Source organism: Streptomyces sp. NPDC058289, from assembly GCF_042880975.1.
In the GTDB taxonomy this organism is placed as follows: Bacteria; Actinomycetota; Actinomycetes; order Streptomycetales; family Streptomycetaceae; genus Streptomyces; species Streptomyces stoeckheimensis.
The window spans coordinates 1-16,132 of sequence record NZ_JBHVYI010000018.1; the positions used below are offsets into that span (position 1 = coordinate 1).

General features: G+C 71.2%; 11 protein-coding genes. 7 read left to right on the forward strand and 4 right to left on the reverse strand.

The features are described 5' to 3' along the window. Positions 1 to 18: 18 nt before the first annotated feature. Positions 19 to 1,581 (reverse strand): S8 family serine peptidase, encoded by a 1,563-nt coding sequence (locus tag ACFVX6_RS11775; protein WP_389690280.1) that lies wholly within the window; start codon positions 1,579 to 1,581, stop codon positions 19 to 21. Positions 1,582 to 1,783: 202 nt separating this feature from the next. Here ACFVX6_RS11775 and malX point away from each other — a divergent pair, with 202 nt between their 5' ends. The 5 genes from malX (at position 1,784) to ACFVX6_RS11800 (ending at position 8,990) form a co-directional block, all read left to right on the forward strand. After that, positions 1,784 to 3,379: a maltose/glucose-specific PTS transporter subunit IIBC gene (malX, locus tag ACFVX6_RS11780; RefSeq protein WP_389690282.1), complete on the forward strand. Its 1,596-nt coding sequence runs from the start codon at positions 1,784 to 1,786 to the stop codon at positions 3,377 to 3,379. 3 nt (positions 3,380 to 3,382) lie between these two features. Continuing rightward, complete coding sequence (locus ACFVX6_RS11785) at positions 3,383 to 4,645, forward strand: MalY/PatB family protein (protein ID WP_389690284.1); 1,263 nt, start codon at positions 3,383 to 3,385, stop codon at positions 4,643 to 4,645. Positions 4,646 to 5,019: 374 nt separating this feature from the next. After that, positions 5,020 to 5,928: a SigB/SigF/SigG family RNA polymerase sigma factor gene (locus ACFVX6_RS11790; protein ID WP_389690286.1), complete on the forward strand. Its 909-nt coding sequence runs from the start codon at positions 5,020 to 5,022 to the stop codon at positions 5,926 to 5,928. Positions 5,929 to 6,111: 183 nt separating this feature from the next. Continuing rightward, positions 6,112 to 7,185: a glycine betaine/L-proline ABC transporter ATP-binding protein gene (locus ACFVX6_RS11795; protein ID WP_389690288.1), complete on the forward strand. Its 1,074-nt coding sequence runs from the start codon at positions 6,112 to 6,114 to the stop codon at positions 7,183 to 7,185. Continuing rightward, the gene (locus ACFVX6_RS11800; RefSeq protein ID WP_389690290.1) at positions 7,185 to 8,990 is read left to right on the forward strand and encodes an ABC transporter permease/substrate binding protein; all 1,806 of its coding nucleotides are present in this window, start codon (positions 7,185 to 7,187) and stop codon (positions 8,988 to 8,990) included. The genes ACFVX6_RS11795 and ACFVX6_RS11800 overlap by 1 nt, the downstream gene beginning before the upstream one ends. Before the next feature lie 129 nt (positions 8,991 to 9,119). On the opposite strand, the gene ACFVX6_RS11805 is transcribed toward ACFVX6_RS11800, so the two are convergent. After that, positions 9,120 to 11,333 carry an MMPL family transporter gene (locus ACFVX6_RS11805; RefSeq protein WP_389690292.1) on the reverse strand — a complete coding sequence of 738 codons (2,214 nt, stop codon included), beginning with the start codon at positions 11,331 to 11,333 and terminating at the stop codon, positions 9,120 to 9,122. A 211-nt stretch (positions 11,334 to 11,544) separates the two neighbouring features. On the opposite strand from ACFVX6_RS11805, the gene ACFVX6_RS11810 reads away from it, so the two are divergent. Continuing rightward, positions 11,545 to 12,873 (forward strand): sensor histidine kinase, encoded by a 1,329-nt coding sequence (locus ACFVX6_RS11810; RefSeq protein WP_389690294.1) that lies wholly within the window; start codon positions 11,545 to 11,547, stop codon positions 12,871 to 12,873. Continuing rightward, positions 12,870 to 13,538 (forward strand): response regulator, encoded by a 669-nt coding sequence (locus ACFVX6_RS11815; RefSeq protein ID WP_389690296.1) that lies wholly within the window; start codon positions 12,870 to 12,872, stop codon positions 13,536 to 13,538. The genes ACFVX6_RS11810 and ACFVX6_RS11815 overlap by 4 nt, the downstream gene beginning before the upstream one ends. 617 nt (positions 13,539 to 14,155) lie before the next feature. Here ACFVX6_RS11815 and ACFVX6_RS11820 read toward each other — a convergent pair. Then, positions 14,156 to 14,524, reverse strand: a complete 369-nt coding sequence (locus ACFVX6_RS11820; RefSeq protein ID WP_389690298.1) for a hypothetical protein — start codon at positions 14,522 to 14,524, stop codon at positions 14,156 to 14,158. A gap of 86 nt (positions 14,525 to 14,610) precedes the next feature. Continuing rightward, complete coding sequence (locus ACFVX6_RS11825; protein WP_389690300.1) at positions 14,611 to 15,963, reverse strand: chloride channel protein; 1,353 nt, start codon at positions 15,961 to 15,963, stop codon at positions 14,611 to 14,613. Positions 15,964 to 16,132: the final 169 nt, after the last annotated feature.

The following is a 16,132-nucleotide window of genomic DNA, read 5'->3' on the forward strand; positions in this document are numbered from 1 at the left end:
CGGAACGGCAGTGCCCGCTCAGAACCGCAGCGCCCACCCGTCCAGGTACCCGGTGTTACCGGCGAAGGCGTCGAACACGCGCAGTTTCCACACCCCGTTGGCCGTCTCGGACGAGGCGTTCACCCCGTACAGCCCGGTGAGGTTGGTCTCGCCCCAGTCCGTGTACTCGTCCTTGATGGGGTACACCGTCCCGTCGGGTGCGATCAGGTCGATCCGCAGGGTCCCGGAGTCCGGGTGCTTGACGTACACCTCCACGTCCAGCTGGGCCGGAGCAGCGCCCGGTACCCCGCTGACCGTGATCGGGGCCTGGATGGTCTTGAGGTCCCCGACGTTGTAGTTCGTGCCGTTGGCGAAGCGCTTGCCGGGCACCTTGTTCGGCGCGTTCCCCATGTAGAGGGAGAGCACCGGCGAGCCCTTGCCCGGCGAGAGCACCGCGCCCGTGGTGGCCTTGGCCTTCAGGTAGTAGGCCACCTGGGCCGGGGTGTAGGTCGGGTGGAGGGCCAGGTAGACCGCCGCCGCACCCGCCACGTGCGGGCTGGCCATCGAGGTGCCCGACATCACGGTGCTCCAGTCGTCACTCCAGTAGGCCGCCGAGGTGATGGAGTCGCCCGGGGCGAAGAGGTCCACCAGCGGACCGTAGTTGGAGTACGAGGAGCGCGCGTCGTGGACGCCCACCGCCCCGACCGTGAGCGCCTGGGAGACCCGGGCCGGCGAGTGCGTGGAGGCGTCCTTGTTCTGGTTGCCGGCGGCCACCGCGTAGGTGATCCCGGAAGCGATGGAGCCGCGGACGGCCGCGTCCAGCACGGTGTCCGGGTCCCCGCCCAGGCTCATGTTCGCGACGGCCGGCTTCACGGCGTTGCGCGTGACCCAGTCGATGCCGGCGACCACCTGCTCCGTCGTGCCCTCGCCGTTCCAGTCGAGGACGCGGACGGCCACGACCTTCGCCTTCTTGGCCACGCCGAAGGTCTTGCCCGCGACCGTCCCGGCCACGTGCGTGCCGTGCCCGTGCAGATCGTCGGCCTCGAAGTCGTTGTCGATCGCGTCGTAGCCGTACCGGGCACGCCCGCCGAAGTCCTGGTGGCTGATGTTGACCCCGGTATCGATGACATAGGCGGTCACGCCCAGGCCGGCCGAGGTCGCGTAGGTGAAGGAATCGTTCAGCGGCAGCCTGCGCTGGTCGATCCGGTCCAGGCCCCAGGACGGCGGGCTCGGCTGGGTGGAGTCCAGGCGCAGCTTCCGGTTCTGCGCCACCGTGGTCACCGCCGGATCGGCGGCGAGCCGGCGCGCCTGACGTTCCGTCATCTTGACGGAGAACCCGTTGACGGCCGATTCGTACGTCCGGCCGACCGCGCCGCCGAACCGTTCGATCACGGCCCGGCCCTGTTCCGTACGGGATGCCGCGCGCGCCGGGTCCAGCAGGACGAGGTAGCTGTCGCCGACGGCTCCGGGCGCTCCGGCGTACAGAACCTCACCCTCCGGTGGAGAGGCGGCCGAAGCGCCGGTGTCCACCCCGAGCGCGAGCGCCGAAGCGAGTGCGAGCGAGGCTCCGTACCGCCGCAGTAAATGTGATCGCATGATCATGAAATCGGACCCCCCTGAATCGTCCGCTCAGAGTGCTGCGTTCACAAGCTCCGCACAAGAGGCCCGTACGAGCGCCCGCACGAAGGCGCGCGCGGGAGGCGTCGGGCCTTATGGATTGGGGCCCTTCTCCTCTTAGCGCCGTCCGTTTACAGAACGGAATCTTTATGCGAGACCCCCTCCGAATCCGGACGAAAGATCCACCATGAAGAAGACGAAGGCAGCGCTCTGGGAATTCCTCCAGGGCCTGGGCAAGACCTTCATGCTGCCCGTGGCGCTCCTGGCCTTCTGCGGCATCATGCTGGGCGTCGGCTCCTCGCTCTCCAGCCCGGCCGTCCTGCAGAACCTCTCCTTCCTGGACAACGAACCCCTCCAGCTGGCGTTCACCTGGATGTCCAACACCGGTCTGGTCGCCTTCAAGTTCCTTCCGGTCCTCTTCGCGATGGCGATTCCGCTCGGCCTCGCACGTGAGGACAAGGGCGTCGCCGCCTTCTCCGGTTTCGTCGGCTTCGCCTCCATGAACCTCGCCGTCAACTTCTTCCTCACCACGCGCGGCGTGGACTTCGAGGACAAGGGCGAGATCGCGCACTACGGCATCGCCGACGTGCTCGGCGTGAAGTCCATCGACACCGGACTGCTCGGCGCGGTCGCCGTCGGTGTGATCGTGGCCCTGCTCCACAAGCGCTACCGCACCAAGCAGATGCCCGACGCGCTCGCCTTCTTCGGCGGTCTGCGCTTCGTACCGATCGTCTCCGCCCTGGCCATGAGCATCGTCGGACTCCTCGTCCCGCTGGTCTGGCCCACCCTCGGAAGCTGGATCGCCTCCGTCGGCACGGGCATCGCGCACGCCGGAGTCTTCGGCCCCTTCTTCTTCGGCATGGGCGAGGTGCTGCTGCGCCCCATCGGACTGCACCACATCCTCGTCGCGCTGTTCCGCTTCACCGACGCCGGCGGCGCCGGGGTGGTCTGCGGCGAGAACGTCAGCGGCGCCCTGAACCTCTTCTACGCGCAGCTCTCCTGCCCCACCCCCTCCGGTGCGGCGCACACCTCGACGCAGTTCCTGTCCCAGGGCAAGATGGCCGCGTACCTGGGTGGCCTGCCGGGCGCGGCGCTGGCCATGTACCACTGCGCCAAGCGCACCATGCGCCCGGAGATCAAGGCACTGCTCGTCTCCGGCGTCGTCGCGTGCGTGGTCGGCGGGGTCACCGAGCCGCTCGAATTCCTCTTCCTCTTCATCGCCCCGTGGCTGTACCTGATCCACGCGGTCCTGGTCGGCCTCGGCTTCCTGGTCTCCGCCGTCCTCGGCGTGTACATCGGCAACACCGACGGCAACGTCATCGACCTGCTGGTCTTCGGAGTCCTCCAGGGCACGACCACCAAGTGGTACCTGGTCCCGGTGATCGCCGCGATCTGGTTCGCCGTGTACTACTTCCTCTTCCGCTGGGCGATCACCAGGTTCAACCTGAAGACCCCCGGACGCGACGACGAGCCCGCGGACTCCGGGGCGGCGGACGACGCCGTCGACGCGGACGCCCCGAAGGCCGAGCTGGTCGCCGGCAAGTACGACCCGGTCGCCCTCCTCGAAGCCCTCGGCGGCCCGGCCAACATCCACGCCCTCGACAACTGCATCACCCGCCTGCGCATGACGGTCGGCGACGCCGCCCTGCTGGACGACGTCCGGCTGAAGAAGCTCGGAGCCATCGCCGTGGTCCGGCTCGACGAGCACAACGTGCAGGTCGTCATCGGCCCCCAGGTGCAGTCCGTGAAGGACGCCCTCGCCAAGCTCACCCCGGTCGGCTGACCCATGGCCGACATCCACGACCTCGCCGCGTACGACTTCGCCCGGTACGACTTCGATGCGCCGGTCGACCGGCACGGCACCTGGTGCACCCAGTGGGACTACGTCGAGGACCGCTTCGGAGCCCCGGACCTGCTTCCCTTCACGATCTCCGACATGGACTTCGAGACCGCCCCCGAGGTGCTCGCCGCCCTGCGCGGCCGCCTGGAGCACGGGGTCCTCGGCTACTCCCGCTGGCGCCACGAGGACTTCCTCTCCGCCGTCCGGCACTGGTACGCCGCCCGCTACGACACCCCGATCGCCGCGGACCGCATCGCCTACGCCCCCGCCGTCCTCTACCAGCTCGGCCGGATCCTGGACCTCTGGTCCTCGCCGGGCGACGGGGTCGTCGTCCACACCCCGGCCTACGACGCCTTCCCGCGGCTGCTCGCGGCCCGGGACCGGGAGATGCGCGGAGTCCCGCTCGGCGACGAGGAGGCCCTGGAGCGGGAGTTGGCCCGCCCCGACACCACCGTCCTGCTGCTCTGCTCCCCGCACAACCCGACCGGCCACGTATGGAGCGCGGCCGAGCTGGAGCGGATGGCAGAGCTGTGCGAACGGCACGGGGTCGCGGTGATCAGTGACGAGATTCACTCCGATCTCGCGCATGCCCCGCACCGGCACCGCCCCTGGGCGCTGCACGGCCGCCCCGGCACCCGCTGGGCCATCGTCACCTCCGCCTCGAAGTCCTTCAACATCCCTGCGCTGACCGGCAGTTACGGCATCTTCGGCGACGCGGAGTCCTGTGGGCGCTACCTCACCCTCCTCAAGGACGCCGACGGACTGTCCTCCCCGGCCGTCCTCTCCGTGGCCGGACACATCGCCGCCTACCGCGAGGGCGGAACGTGGCTCGACGCGCTCAACGCGTACGTCGCGCAGAACCTGGGCATGGTGCGGGAGCGGCTCGCACACGCCTTCCCCGAGCTCGACTGGCAGCCCCCGAGGGCCGGCTACCTCGCCTGGATCGATCTCCGGCCCCTCGCGGTTCCCGACGAAGTCCTCCAACGTGAGCTGATTCATACCGAGAAGGTGGCGATCATGCCGGGAACCGCCTACGGGCCCGAGGGCGCGGGCTTCGTACGCCTCAACGTGGGCTGCCCGCGTTCCAAGGCGGAGGCCGGCATCGAGGCCCTGATCCGGGCGCTCCGCACCACCTCGGGCACCACGGCCCAAGCGGCCCCCGGAACCCCCTCCGGCGCGGCCACCGGGCCCGCCGCCCAAGGGAATTGACCGGACGGCCGAGGGAACCGAGGCCGGACGGCCGATGTGCGACCGGAACGGAGCCCTGCCGCAAATGCGGCCGGGATCCGCCCGGTTGATCTAGGAGGAAGGGAGCTGGGGAACGGATGCGGAACCGGCTAGGGTGAACGCCCATCAAGGTCATGCGCCGCAAGCCGACCAGCCCAAGGAGCGACCCCGTGCCGACCCCCGCCCCGTTCTCCCATACCGCCGGCCCCCTTCCCGGCCCCCGCGCCGAGTCCCTGCCGGGCTCGCTTCCCGGTCCCCGGACCGGTCGCCGCCCCGGCCCCTGCGCCGGCCGGTTGACCGGCCCCGTGCAGGGCCCCGCCGTGGGCAGACCCTCCGGCCCCGCCGCCGGAGAGCCCGTGGCCACCGTGCTCCCGCCCCGCATCGCGGAGCCCCGCGAGGTGGCCCCCGCGGACGCGCGCGAGCTGACGAGGCTCTTCTTCCGCCGGCTCCACGAGCTCGACGAGGGCACCCCCGAGTACCGGTACGTCCGCGAGACCCTCATCGAGATGAACATCTCGCTCGTCCGGTTCGCGATGCGACCCTTCCGCGGCCGCGGCGAAGGAGGCGACCTCGAAGACCTGCTCCAGGTCGGCACCATCGGCCTGATCAAGGCCATCGACCGGTTCGACCCGGCCCGCGAGGTGGAGTTCGCCTCCCTCGCCATGCCGTACATCACCGGGGAGATCAAGCGGCACTTCCGCGACACCAGTTGGGCGGTCCGCGTACCGCGCCGGCTCCAGGAACTGCGGATCGACCTGGCCAAGGCCAAGGAAGAGCTGACCGCGCTCCTCGACCACCCGCCGACGGTCCGGGACCTCGCCGCGCACCTCTCGCTCACCGAGGAAGAGGTCATCGAGGGGCTCGTCGCCGCCAACGGCCACACCAGCGGCTCCCTCGACGCCCCGGGCTCCGAACACACCGACGGCCGCACCGAGGGCCACAGCCTCGCCGAGACGATGGGGGCCGAGGAGCCGGCGCTGGAGCGCGTCGAGGACATCCAGACCCTGGCGCCGCTGCTGGAACGCCTCAGCGACCGCGAGCGCCGCATGCTGTCGATGCGCTTCGGCGAGGAGCTCACCCAGGCCCAGATCGGCGCCGCCCTCGGCATCTCCCAGATGCAGGTCTCGCGCCTCCTGACCCGGGTGCTCGCCCATCTGCGGGCCTCGATGCTCGCCGACCCGGAACGCCCCGGAGCCGGATCCCCGCAGCAAGCGGAATCCGGTTGCACGGGCGCAGCCGCGGGTGCGGGTGGCGACGCAGCGTAAGTGACGTGACTCACTTCACCGTTTGCAAGGGTTAAGTAGGGGCAGTAGTGCTGTCTGGAGCGGACCCGTCCGCCGGTCGACAGCGGCCGGGGCGCGGGTGACGGACGGATCCCGTCGCGCTCCACGGCCCGCCGGCCGCACGCACGCCGGTGGGCCGTCTCCGGTACGACCCTTGGGGTGTATGTGTCCACGCTCATAGCCGAGCACGTGTACAAGGTGTTCGGTAGAGGACCCGACAACGGCGCCGACGTCGCGAAGGCGGTGCGCGCGCTCGAGAGCGGCGAGACCGACCGCGACGAGCTGCGCGCCGAGGGAACGACGGCGGCGGTGATCGACGCCTCGTTCCGCGTCGAGCCCGGCCAGATCTTCGTCGTGATGGGTCTGTCGGGCTCGGGCAAGTCCACCTTGCTGCGCATGCTCAACGGCCTGCTGGAGCCCACCGCGGGCCGGATCCTCTTCGACGGAGAGGACCTCACCGCACTCTCGCCGGCCGAGATGCGCCGCGTACGCTCCACCAAGATCAGCATGGTCTTCCAGCACTTCGCCCTGTTCCCGCACCGCGACGTGCTGGAGAACGCGGGCTACGGCCTGGAGGTCCAGGGTGTCCCCCGGGCCGAGCGCGAACGGCGGGCCGCCGAAGCGCTGGCCCTCTGCGGGCTCGGCGGTTGGGAGAAGTCCTGGCCCGACGAGCTGTCCGGCGGCATGCAGCAGCGCGTCGGCCTCGCCCGCGCCCTGGCCACCGACGCCGACCTGCTGCTGATGGACGAGTCCTTCAGCGCGCTCGACCCGCTGATCCGCCGCGACATGCAGGACCAGCTGCTCGAACTCCAGAAGAGCCTGGGCAAGACCATCGTCTTCATCACCCACGACCTGAACGAGGCCATGCGGCTCGGCGACTCCATCGCCGTCATGCGCGACGGCCGCATCGTCCAGCAGGGCACGGCCGAGGACATCCTCACCCGCCCCGCCGACGACTACGTCGCCTCGTTCATCCAGGACGTGGACCGCTCGCGGGTGCTGACGGCCGACGCCGTCATGACGGGGGACCCCGGAGGCCGGCCGGACTGCGGCTGCCCCACGGTCTCCGCCGGCACCCCGCTCGCCGACGTGTGCGCCGTCAGCGCCCGCGTCCCGCACGACGTCGCCGTCACCGCCGAGGACGGCACCGTCGTCGGCTCCGTCCCGCAGGGCCGCCTCGTGGCCTTCATCGGCGACGAGCGACGCGCCGTGCTGGACTGCGCGGAGGTGGCTGCCTGATGCCCCGCCTGAACCTCGGCTCCTGGGTCGACAGCGGTGTCGACTTCCTCCAGAGCCACCTGTCCTGGCTGTTCGACGCCATCGCCGCGCTCGTCACCGGGCTCTACGACGGCATCGAAGCCGTCCTGTCCGCGCCGAACCCGCTGCTGCTGGCCGGCATCCTCGCCGTCGCCGCCTGGTGGCTGCGCGGTCTGCTCGCCGCCCTGCTCGCCTTCGCCGGCTTCGCCCTGGTCGACTCCGTCGCCCTGTGGCCCGAGGCCATGTCCACGCTCGCGCTGGTCGTGGTCGCCACCCTGGTCACGCTGGTCTTCGCGATCCCGATGGGCATCTGGGCCTCGCGCTCCGACAAGGTCAGCGCCACCCTGAAGCCCGTCCTGGACTTCATGCAGACCATGCCGGCCATGGTCTACCTCATCCCCGGCATCATCTTCTTCGGGGTCGGCGTGGTGCCCGGCATCATCGCCACCATCATCTTCTCGCTGGCCCCCGGCGTCCGGATGACCGAGCTCGGCATCCGTCAGGTCGACGCCGAACTCGTCGAAGCCGCCGAGGCCTTCGGTACCACCCCGCGCAATACCCTCGTACGGGTCCAGCTCCCGCTGGCGCTGCCCACCATCATGGCGGGCATCAACCAGGTCATCATGCTGGGCCTGTCCATGGTGGTCATCGCCGGCATGGTCGGCGGCGGCGGCCTCGGTGGCGCCGTCTACCGGGCCATCGGCAGCGTGGACATCGGCCTCGGCTTCGAAGCCGGCATCTCCATCGTCATCCTCGCCATGTATCTGGACCGGATGACCGGGGCCCTGGGCCACCAGGTCTCCCCGCTCGGCCGCCGCGCCCTCGCCAAGGCGCGCTCCGCCGCCACCGGCACCGCCAAGGTGTGGAGCCACCGCCCGCAGCCCGTCTTCGCCGTGGCCTCGGCCGTGGTGCTGTCCCTGGTCGCCGGCGGCCTCGGAGTCTTCGGCGACTCCGGGAAATCGCAGGTCAACGCGGTCGGCGGGGCCGGTGTCGAGAACATCGGCAAGGGCCGCAAGATCAGCATCGGCTACATCCCGTGGGACGAGGGCATCGCCTCCACCTTCCTCTGGAAGGAGCTCCTGGAGCGCCGCGGGTACCAGGTCGAGGCCAAGCAGTTGGAACTCGGCGCGCTCTTCACCGGGCTCGCCGGGGGGCAGGTCGACTTCCAGACCGATGCCTGGCTGCCGACCACGCAGTCCGAGTACTGGAAGAAGTACGGGAACAAGCTCGACGACCTCGGCTCCTGGTACGGGCCGACCTCCATCGAGCTGGCCGTCCCCTCCTACATGAAGGACGTGAAGACCCTCGCCGACCTGAAGGGCAAGGCGGGGGAGTTCAAGGGCCGGATCATCGGCATCGAGCCCAGCGCCGGCGCGATGGGCCTCCTCAAGGACAAGGTGCTGCCGCAGTACGGGCTCGACGGCGAGTACAAGGTCGTCGACGGATCGACCCCGGGCATGCTCGCCGAGCTCAAGCGGGCCTACGAGAAGAAGGAGCCCGTGGCGGTCGTCCTCTGGTCGCCGCACTGGGCGTACGCCTCCTACGAGCTGACGAAGCTCGAGGATCCCCAGGGCACCTGGGGCAAGGGCGACGGCATCCACAACGTCGCCCGCAAGGACTTCGCGGCCGACGAGCCGAAGGTCGCCCAGTGGCTGAGCTCCTTCAAGATGACGGAGGCCCAGCTGACCGGCCTGGAGGCCAAGATCCAGGAATTCGGGAAGGGCAAGGAACAGCAGGCCGTCCGCGCCTGGCTGGCCGAGCACCCCGAGGTCGACAAGCTCGCCTGAGCCTGAGCCTGAGCCTGAGCCTGAGCCTGAGCCTGAGCCTGAGCCTGAGCCTGAGTGTGCGGGGGCCGGTGCGCGAAGTCCGTTCCACGGAGCTTCGCGCACCGGCCCCCGCACGACCGGGCCGGCGGCTCAGCCGGTCATGACCCGCTCGGGCTCACGGTGCCCGCCGCCGCCCGGTACCGACTTCTCGGCAACCGGGCGCTGCCGGAGCGGCCACCAGAGGAAGCGGCCCAGCAGCGCGGCCAGGGCCGGCACCAGCACGATCGACAGCACGAACGCGGAGAGCAGGATCCCGAGACCCGTCGCGAAGCCGATCTGCTGAGTCGCGGACCCCGGGCTCGCGGCCAGGCTCCCGAAGGAGAACGCCAGCACCAGGCCAGCGGTCGCGATGGCGGGCGCCGTGTGGCGCACCGCCCGGGCCACCGCCGCACGGGCCGGACCGGGCCGGTCCATCTCCTCCCTGATCCGGTCCGTGATCAGGATGTTGTAGTCGGTGCCCAGCGCGACCACGAACAGGAACAGCACCAGTGGCAGCGAGAAGTCCACGCCCGGCCGGCCCGCCGCGTGCTGGAACACCAGCGCCGAGGCACCCAGCGTGGCCGCGAAGCCCAGACCCACCGAGAGCATCAGGACCACCGGCGCGAGCAGGCTCCGCAGCAGCAGGAACAGGATCAGCGCGATCAGGGCGGCCGCCACCGGGAAGACCACCTTCAGGTCCTTGTCCACGGCGGACGCGATGTCGGAGAAGATCGCCGCCGTACCGCCGACATGTGCCTCGGTACCGTCCGGACGGTGTGCGGCCACCGCGTCCCGGACCGGACCGGAGACCAGGTCACGGGCCTCCTGTCCGTGCGGATCGGCGGTGGGGAAGAGGTCGATGCGGGCCGCCCGGCGGTCCTGGCTCAGCACCGTGGGCGCCACCTGGCCCACGCCGTCGACCGAAGCCAGCGCGCGGGAGAGTCCGCCGAGGCGCTCGGTCGTCAGGGTGCCCCCGTCGGAGGCGGTCACGAACACGCTCGCCGGATCCGACACCCCGGCGGGCAGGGCGCGGGCGATCTCGGCCGCCGTCGCCGCCGAAGCCGTACGCTCGCCGCCCGCGCTGCTCTGCCCGTAGTCCACCCGCATGCCGGCCATCCCCGCGGCCAGCGCCCCCAGCAGGGCCACCGAGGCGAGCACCAGGGTCAGCGGCCGCCGAGCCACCAGGTTGCCCGTCCGCGCGGCCACGCCCTCGCGGGGCTCCTGCTTCAGCGCCCGCGAAGGCCAGAACATCCTGCGGCCGGTGACCGCGAGGATGGCCGGCATCAGGGTCAGGCTGCCGAGGAGCATCACCAGTACGGACACGGCGATGGCCGGGCCCAGCACCCGGAACTGGCCGAAGGTGGCCACCGCGAGGGTGGAGAACGCGGCGACGATGGTCAGCGCCGCGCAGGTGACGGCCGTACCGACCCGGGCGGCGACCTCGGACGCCGCGGCACGGCCGGACTGCTCGGGGTGCCTGCGCAACTGCTCACGGAAGCGGAACAGCAGGAAGAGGAAGTAGTCGATGCCGATGCCCACGAGCACCACGCTGATCAGCTGGGGTGTGGATGCGTCGAGTTCGATTCCGGTCAGGAGCGCGGTGCCGACCACGACCCCGGCCGCCGCCCCGCCGATGACGGTGACGGCGATCAGCGGCAGCAACGCCGCCAGGACGCTGCGGAACACCAGCACGTGCAGCAGTACGATCACCGCCAGCATGGCGGCGCCCACGATCTTCGACCGGGTCTCCTCCGCGTCGGCGGTGTCCACGGTGTCGGCGAGTCCGGCGGTGAACCCGGTCCGCAGGTCCGTCTCCGCGAATTCGGCCCGGGTGTGGTCCCGGAAGGCCCGGTACAGGTTCTGCATTCCGGGATCCATGGGATTGCCGGTCAGCTCGACCGACAGCAGCCGGAAGCTCCGGTCGGGCGCCGTCATCGCCGGGCTGATCCGGGGCAGCTGGGAACGGTCCTGCATCAGGAAGGACGGGGTGTCCTTGGGCTGCGGCATGACGATCCGCTGCCGGGTCAGCTTCTCCGCCCCCGCGTCGATCCGCCGCTCGTCGGCGGCGGTCAGCGGCGCACCGTCGGCGCGGGCCACCAGCACGGTCAGCGGGTTGGCATCGGGCTTGACCCCGAAGTGCTCCTCGGCGACCTTCAGCGCGGCCGCGGAATCGTAGGAGTCCGGAAGGAACTCGCCGGTACTGGCCTGCGTGGCGCGGAAGACCAGCGCCTGGCCGAGGATCGCCAGGGCGATGCCCAGTACCGCCCAGAGGGCTATGACCTTCCATGGACTTCGGGTGGCGAAGGCGGTCAGGGCGCGGATCAAGGTGTCCTCCGTAACGGGGCGGCGGCCGGGGGTCCCCGGCCTGCTCACCAGCTCATCAGCGCCCGCACCCCGAAACGTCAGGTCCCGGGAGGAGCTCCCACCCGGGAGCACGGGCCGGTCCGGGCCCCCGACCAGGACTCCGGTCCCGGTCCGGGCTCCGCCTCAGGGCTCACGGTCCGGGGCCGCCCCGATGCGAAAATGGAGCATGCCGATGATCAGAACGGACGACGGGGCGGGCGGGAGCGCGCCCCTCCACGCGAACCGGGACCGGGTCGTGAACCGGGCCCGGGACTCGAAGGGCGCCCGGGGCTCGAGCGGGGCACGGATCTTGAACCGGATCCGGACCCTGAACCGGATCCGGACCCTGAACGGCATCCGGACCCTGAACTGGACCCGCAACGACGCGCTCGTGGCCATCGGGGCCGTCGTCGTGGACCTGACCGGCTATTCGCTCGGCGCCGCGGAGGCAGGCCGGCCCCTCACGGTGTCCGCCGTCGCCCTGGTGGTCCTGACCGCGCCCTGCCTGCTGGCCCGCCGGGTCAGGCCGGTGGCGGTGCTCTGCGCGGTGCTCGCCCTCGGCGTGGCGCTGAACCTGATCACCTCACAGGGCCCGCACTTCTCCGCGGGAGCGATCGTCGCGCTGTACTCCGTGGCCCGCGTGCGCGGCCCCGTGGTCACGGCGGCGGCCGCCCTGGCGGCCGTGCCGCTGACGGTGATCGGCAGCGGGGGCTTCGGGGGGACGAGCCGCATCACGGGCCTGCTCGGCAACACGGTCGCCGTCCTCCTCGTCGTCGCCGCCGCACTGCTGACGCGCCGCTGGCAGCAGGAGACCGAGGCCAACCGCACCTTGCTCGCCGAACGGGCCGTGGCCGAGGAGCGCCGCCGGATCGCCCGGGAGCTGCACGACATCGTGGCCCACCACATCACCACCATGCAGCTGATGGCCGGCGGAGCGCGGGCCAACCTCGCGCACGACCCGCAGGTGGCCCACGAGGCCCTGGTCACCCTGGAGGGGTCCGGGCGGATGGCACTGCGCGAGATGAGGCAGCTGCTCGACGTGCTGCGGGCAGGGGAGGAACCGGAACACACCCCGCCGGCCCCCCAGCCCGGCACCGGCGACCTGGACCGGATCGTCGCCGAAGCCAGGCTCGGCGGCCTGGAGACCGGGTTCACCGTGGACGGGCCGGTCCGCCCGCTGCCGCCGGCCCTCGGCCTGACGGTGTTCCGCATCGTCCAGGAGTCGCTGACCAACACCCGCAAGCACGCCGGGCGGGCCCGGGCCCAGGTACGGCTGACGTACCTTCCGGACGAGGTGACGGTGGAGGTCCGCGACGACGGGGCGGGGGACCGGCCGGCCATTTCGCGGGCGGCTCCGGGTACCGGCTACGGTCTGATCGGAATGCGCGAACGCGTCGCCCTGCAGGGCGGCACCCTGGAGGCGGCCGCCCTGGACTGCGGTGGATTTCGGGTGGCGGCGCGCCTGCCGGCGCCGCCCGGTCCGGACGCGCCCGGGGGAGAGGGAGAGGAAGAACGCGGATGATCCGTGTGCTCATTGCCGATGACCAGCCGCTCGTCCGGAGGGGCCTGGCCCTGATCCTGGCCCCCGAGCCGGAGTTCGAGGTCGTCGGCGAGGCCGGGGACGGGGCCGAGGCGGTCGCCCTCGCGGAGCGGCTGCGGCCCGACGTGGTCGTCATGGACATCCGGATGCCGGTCCTGGACGGGGTCGGGGCCACCGGGGAACTGGCCGGGCTGCTGCCGGAGTGCCGGGTCCTGGCGCTGAGCACCTTCGACATGGACGAGTACGTGGTCGCCGCCCTGCGGGCCGGCGCCTACGGGTTCCTGCCCAAGGACGTGTCCCCGGAGGAGCTGACCGCCGCGATCCGCACCGTCCACACCGGCGAGGCCGCGGTGGCGCCGCGCCTGCTGACCCGGCTGATCTCCACGTACGTACGGGGCCCCGTGCGGCCCGCCGGGCGGACGGCGCAGGTCCCGGCCGAACTCACACCCCGGGAGCGGGAGATCTGGCAGCTGTTGGCCACCGGACTCGACAACGCGGAGATCGCCGCAGAGCTGGACATCAGCGTCTCCACGGTCAAGAACCACATCACCGGCATCTTCGGCAAGCTGGGCGTCCGCGACCGGGCCCAGGCGGTCATCGCCGCCTACGAATCGGGTGTGGTGGAGGTGGCCGGCGGGCCGCGCTGAGCGCCAAGTCCCGGGGGAGCGGCGGGTGGAGCACGGGACGCACACTCCTGACCTGCCGGAACATCGCCGGAACACTGGAGGATTCACCCGTGCGTCAAGGGGCACGTCCATGGCACAGTGCGAGCAGTCCAACCGCACGACCAGGGAGTCTCCATGAGCGATCCGCACTCCACGCAGCTCGCGGCCGCCCCCGAGCACCGGACGGAGCCGAGGCGGCTGAGCCCGTCGCGGCCGGTGAGCCCATCGACCTCGCTGAGCCCGATGGGTCAGGCGGGTCCGCTGCCGTGCTGCCCGGTGTGCGAAGACGCCCCGGAACGCATCTCCTGGCGTCAGCGTCCGGGGCAGCCGGTGGTTCTGGTCTTCGATCCCTGCGGGCACCGGTACGGCTCACCGGCGGCGCCTGTCCTGGCCGTGAGCCCCCCACCCGTCACGGGCTGGGGACGGGCCCTCGCATGAGCTTGCTGATCCACTGGATGAGCCCGCTCTTGGAGATATCGGCCTCCAGTTTGAGCGTGAGGTTGCTCCCGCTCCATTGACATCCTCCGCCTCGTGAATGGGGCGGAATCCCGTCCGAGTCACAGGGCGGCCCGGTGGGTGGTTGACGCTTCATTGCCCGCCTATTGGCGAGGGCTCAGCAGTCCTGACACCGCATGTCCTGCGGCGTGGTCGATGTTGCGGCTTGCGTTGGTGTCCGCGCTCTCGGCGATGCCGGTGGTGGTCTTGTGCTGCCCGTCGATTGCCCGGCGCTTGGCTGTTGCGCGGAGCTGTGCGATCTGGTCGTAGGTGCGGGTCAGTCGCTTGCTGTTCTTCTCGCCCGGTTCGCGGGTACGCCGCTTGTGTTCCTTGGACTTCTCCAGGCGCCGCAGCCGTGCCGCGTTCGTGTTCGAGCGCTTACCAACAGGGAGGTCTTTGGTCAGCGAAAGCGGCAGCCAGTGCCTGGACGGGGTAAGGCACAGTCTGGCCTTGTGGCCACGTTCATGCCTCAACTGTCTTCCCCAACCCGCTGTTACCTTCTGTAGCGTCGATACTGCACTCAGTGGCTGTCGCCTTCCCGGCCGGTCTTCCGGTCGGCTCAGTCGGCCGCGGCGGGCGGCTGGAGGTGGGCCGGGTCCGCGGGGCGCTGGCGGTCGATCAGGGCCGAGGCGAGTAGCGCCGTGACCGCCGAGATCACCAGCAGGGGCATCAGCGTGGGGGCCTCCTTGCCCAGCAGGGCGGCGGCCAGGACCGCGCCGGTCACCGGGAGCCGGGTACCGGCCACAGCGGCCGCGCAGATGCCGGCCGCCAGGGCGGGGGCCATGCCGAAGCCGGGGAGGCTGCCGAAGGCGATGCCGATCGACGCCCCGATCATGATGGACGGGAAGATCGGGCCGCCCCGGAGGCTGCCCAGGGCGATGCTCCAGCCGATCAGTTTGAAGAGCGAGAGGGCCACCAGCGCCCCCACGGCCCATGACGAGGGGTCGGCGGCTAGCAGGCCGACGGTGTTCTGCCCGGACAGTGCCACCTCCTCGGGGGAGCGCCCGGTGATCAGCGCGTAAGCGGTGATGCAGACGCCGACGGCCACCGCGCACAGGACGATCCGCTGTACGGAGGCGCCCGTCCAGGCGTGCACGCGCAGGCCGGCGGACTTGCCCAGGGCGACGAGGACCCCGATCAGGGCGGCCATGGGGACGCCCCACAGGAAGTCGCCCGCGTCGGGCAAGCCTGCGGCGGGTTCCTGGGGAAGGGTCAGCGCGCCGATGCCGAGGCCGGTCCAGTGCCCGAAGCCGGTGAAGACCAGGGCTCCGACCCCGCTGGCGACCAGGGCGGGCAGGATCAGTACGAACAGCCGCGGGCCCCCGGCCACGAGGGCGGCTCCCTCCAGCACCATCACCACCGGGATCAGCGGACTTCCGAAGATCGTGCTGATGGCGGCGGTGGATCCGGCCATGCCGAGCACCGTGGCCAGCTCGGGCTGGGTGGCGCGCTGGGCGGCGCGGACGCTGAGGAGGGCGAGACCGCTGCCGATCGCCATCAGGGGTGCCTCGGGTCCGAGCATCACACCGAGGGGCAGGCAGGCCAGCGCGGCCAGGATCACGCTCGGGGTCTCGCGGGGCATGGTCGGCGGGCCGCCGAAGCCGTGGGCCGGGACGTGTCCGCCCGCGCCGGCCATCCGCGTGATGATCGGCGCGACCAGCAGCCCGGCGAGAGTGAGCGTGGGCAGGCCCCACCACCACGGGGCGCGTGAGTAGCCGAGCAGGTCGGGCGCGGTGTGCCACACCCAGTGCTGGAGTTCGTGTTCGAGGCTGACGAAGCCGAAGGCGAACAGCGAGACCGGGATGCCGATGAGCGCCGAGAGCGCGAGCAGCCGCAGGGTCCCGGGGGCGAGGAGGATCTGACGGAGCGATGCGGGCTGCTGCGGCGATGCGGGCTGTTGCGCCTGTTCCATGGGTGCCGAGCCCTCCAGAAAAGTCCGTGGTGCGTCCCAGGGTCGCGGCCCGGGGCGGTCCCCGCAGGGCGGGTGGGCCATACGAGTGAAGGGCCGGACAAAGCTCCGCATGCTCAAAGATGCTCGTTGACCAGCCATTCCAATCATCTTCCTTCAAATGGGCCCTGCG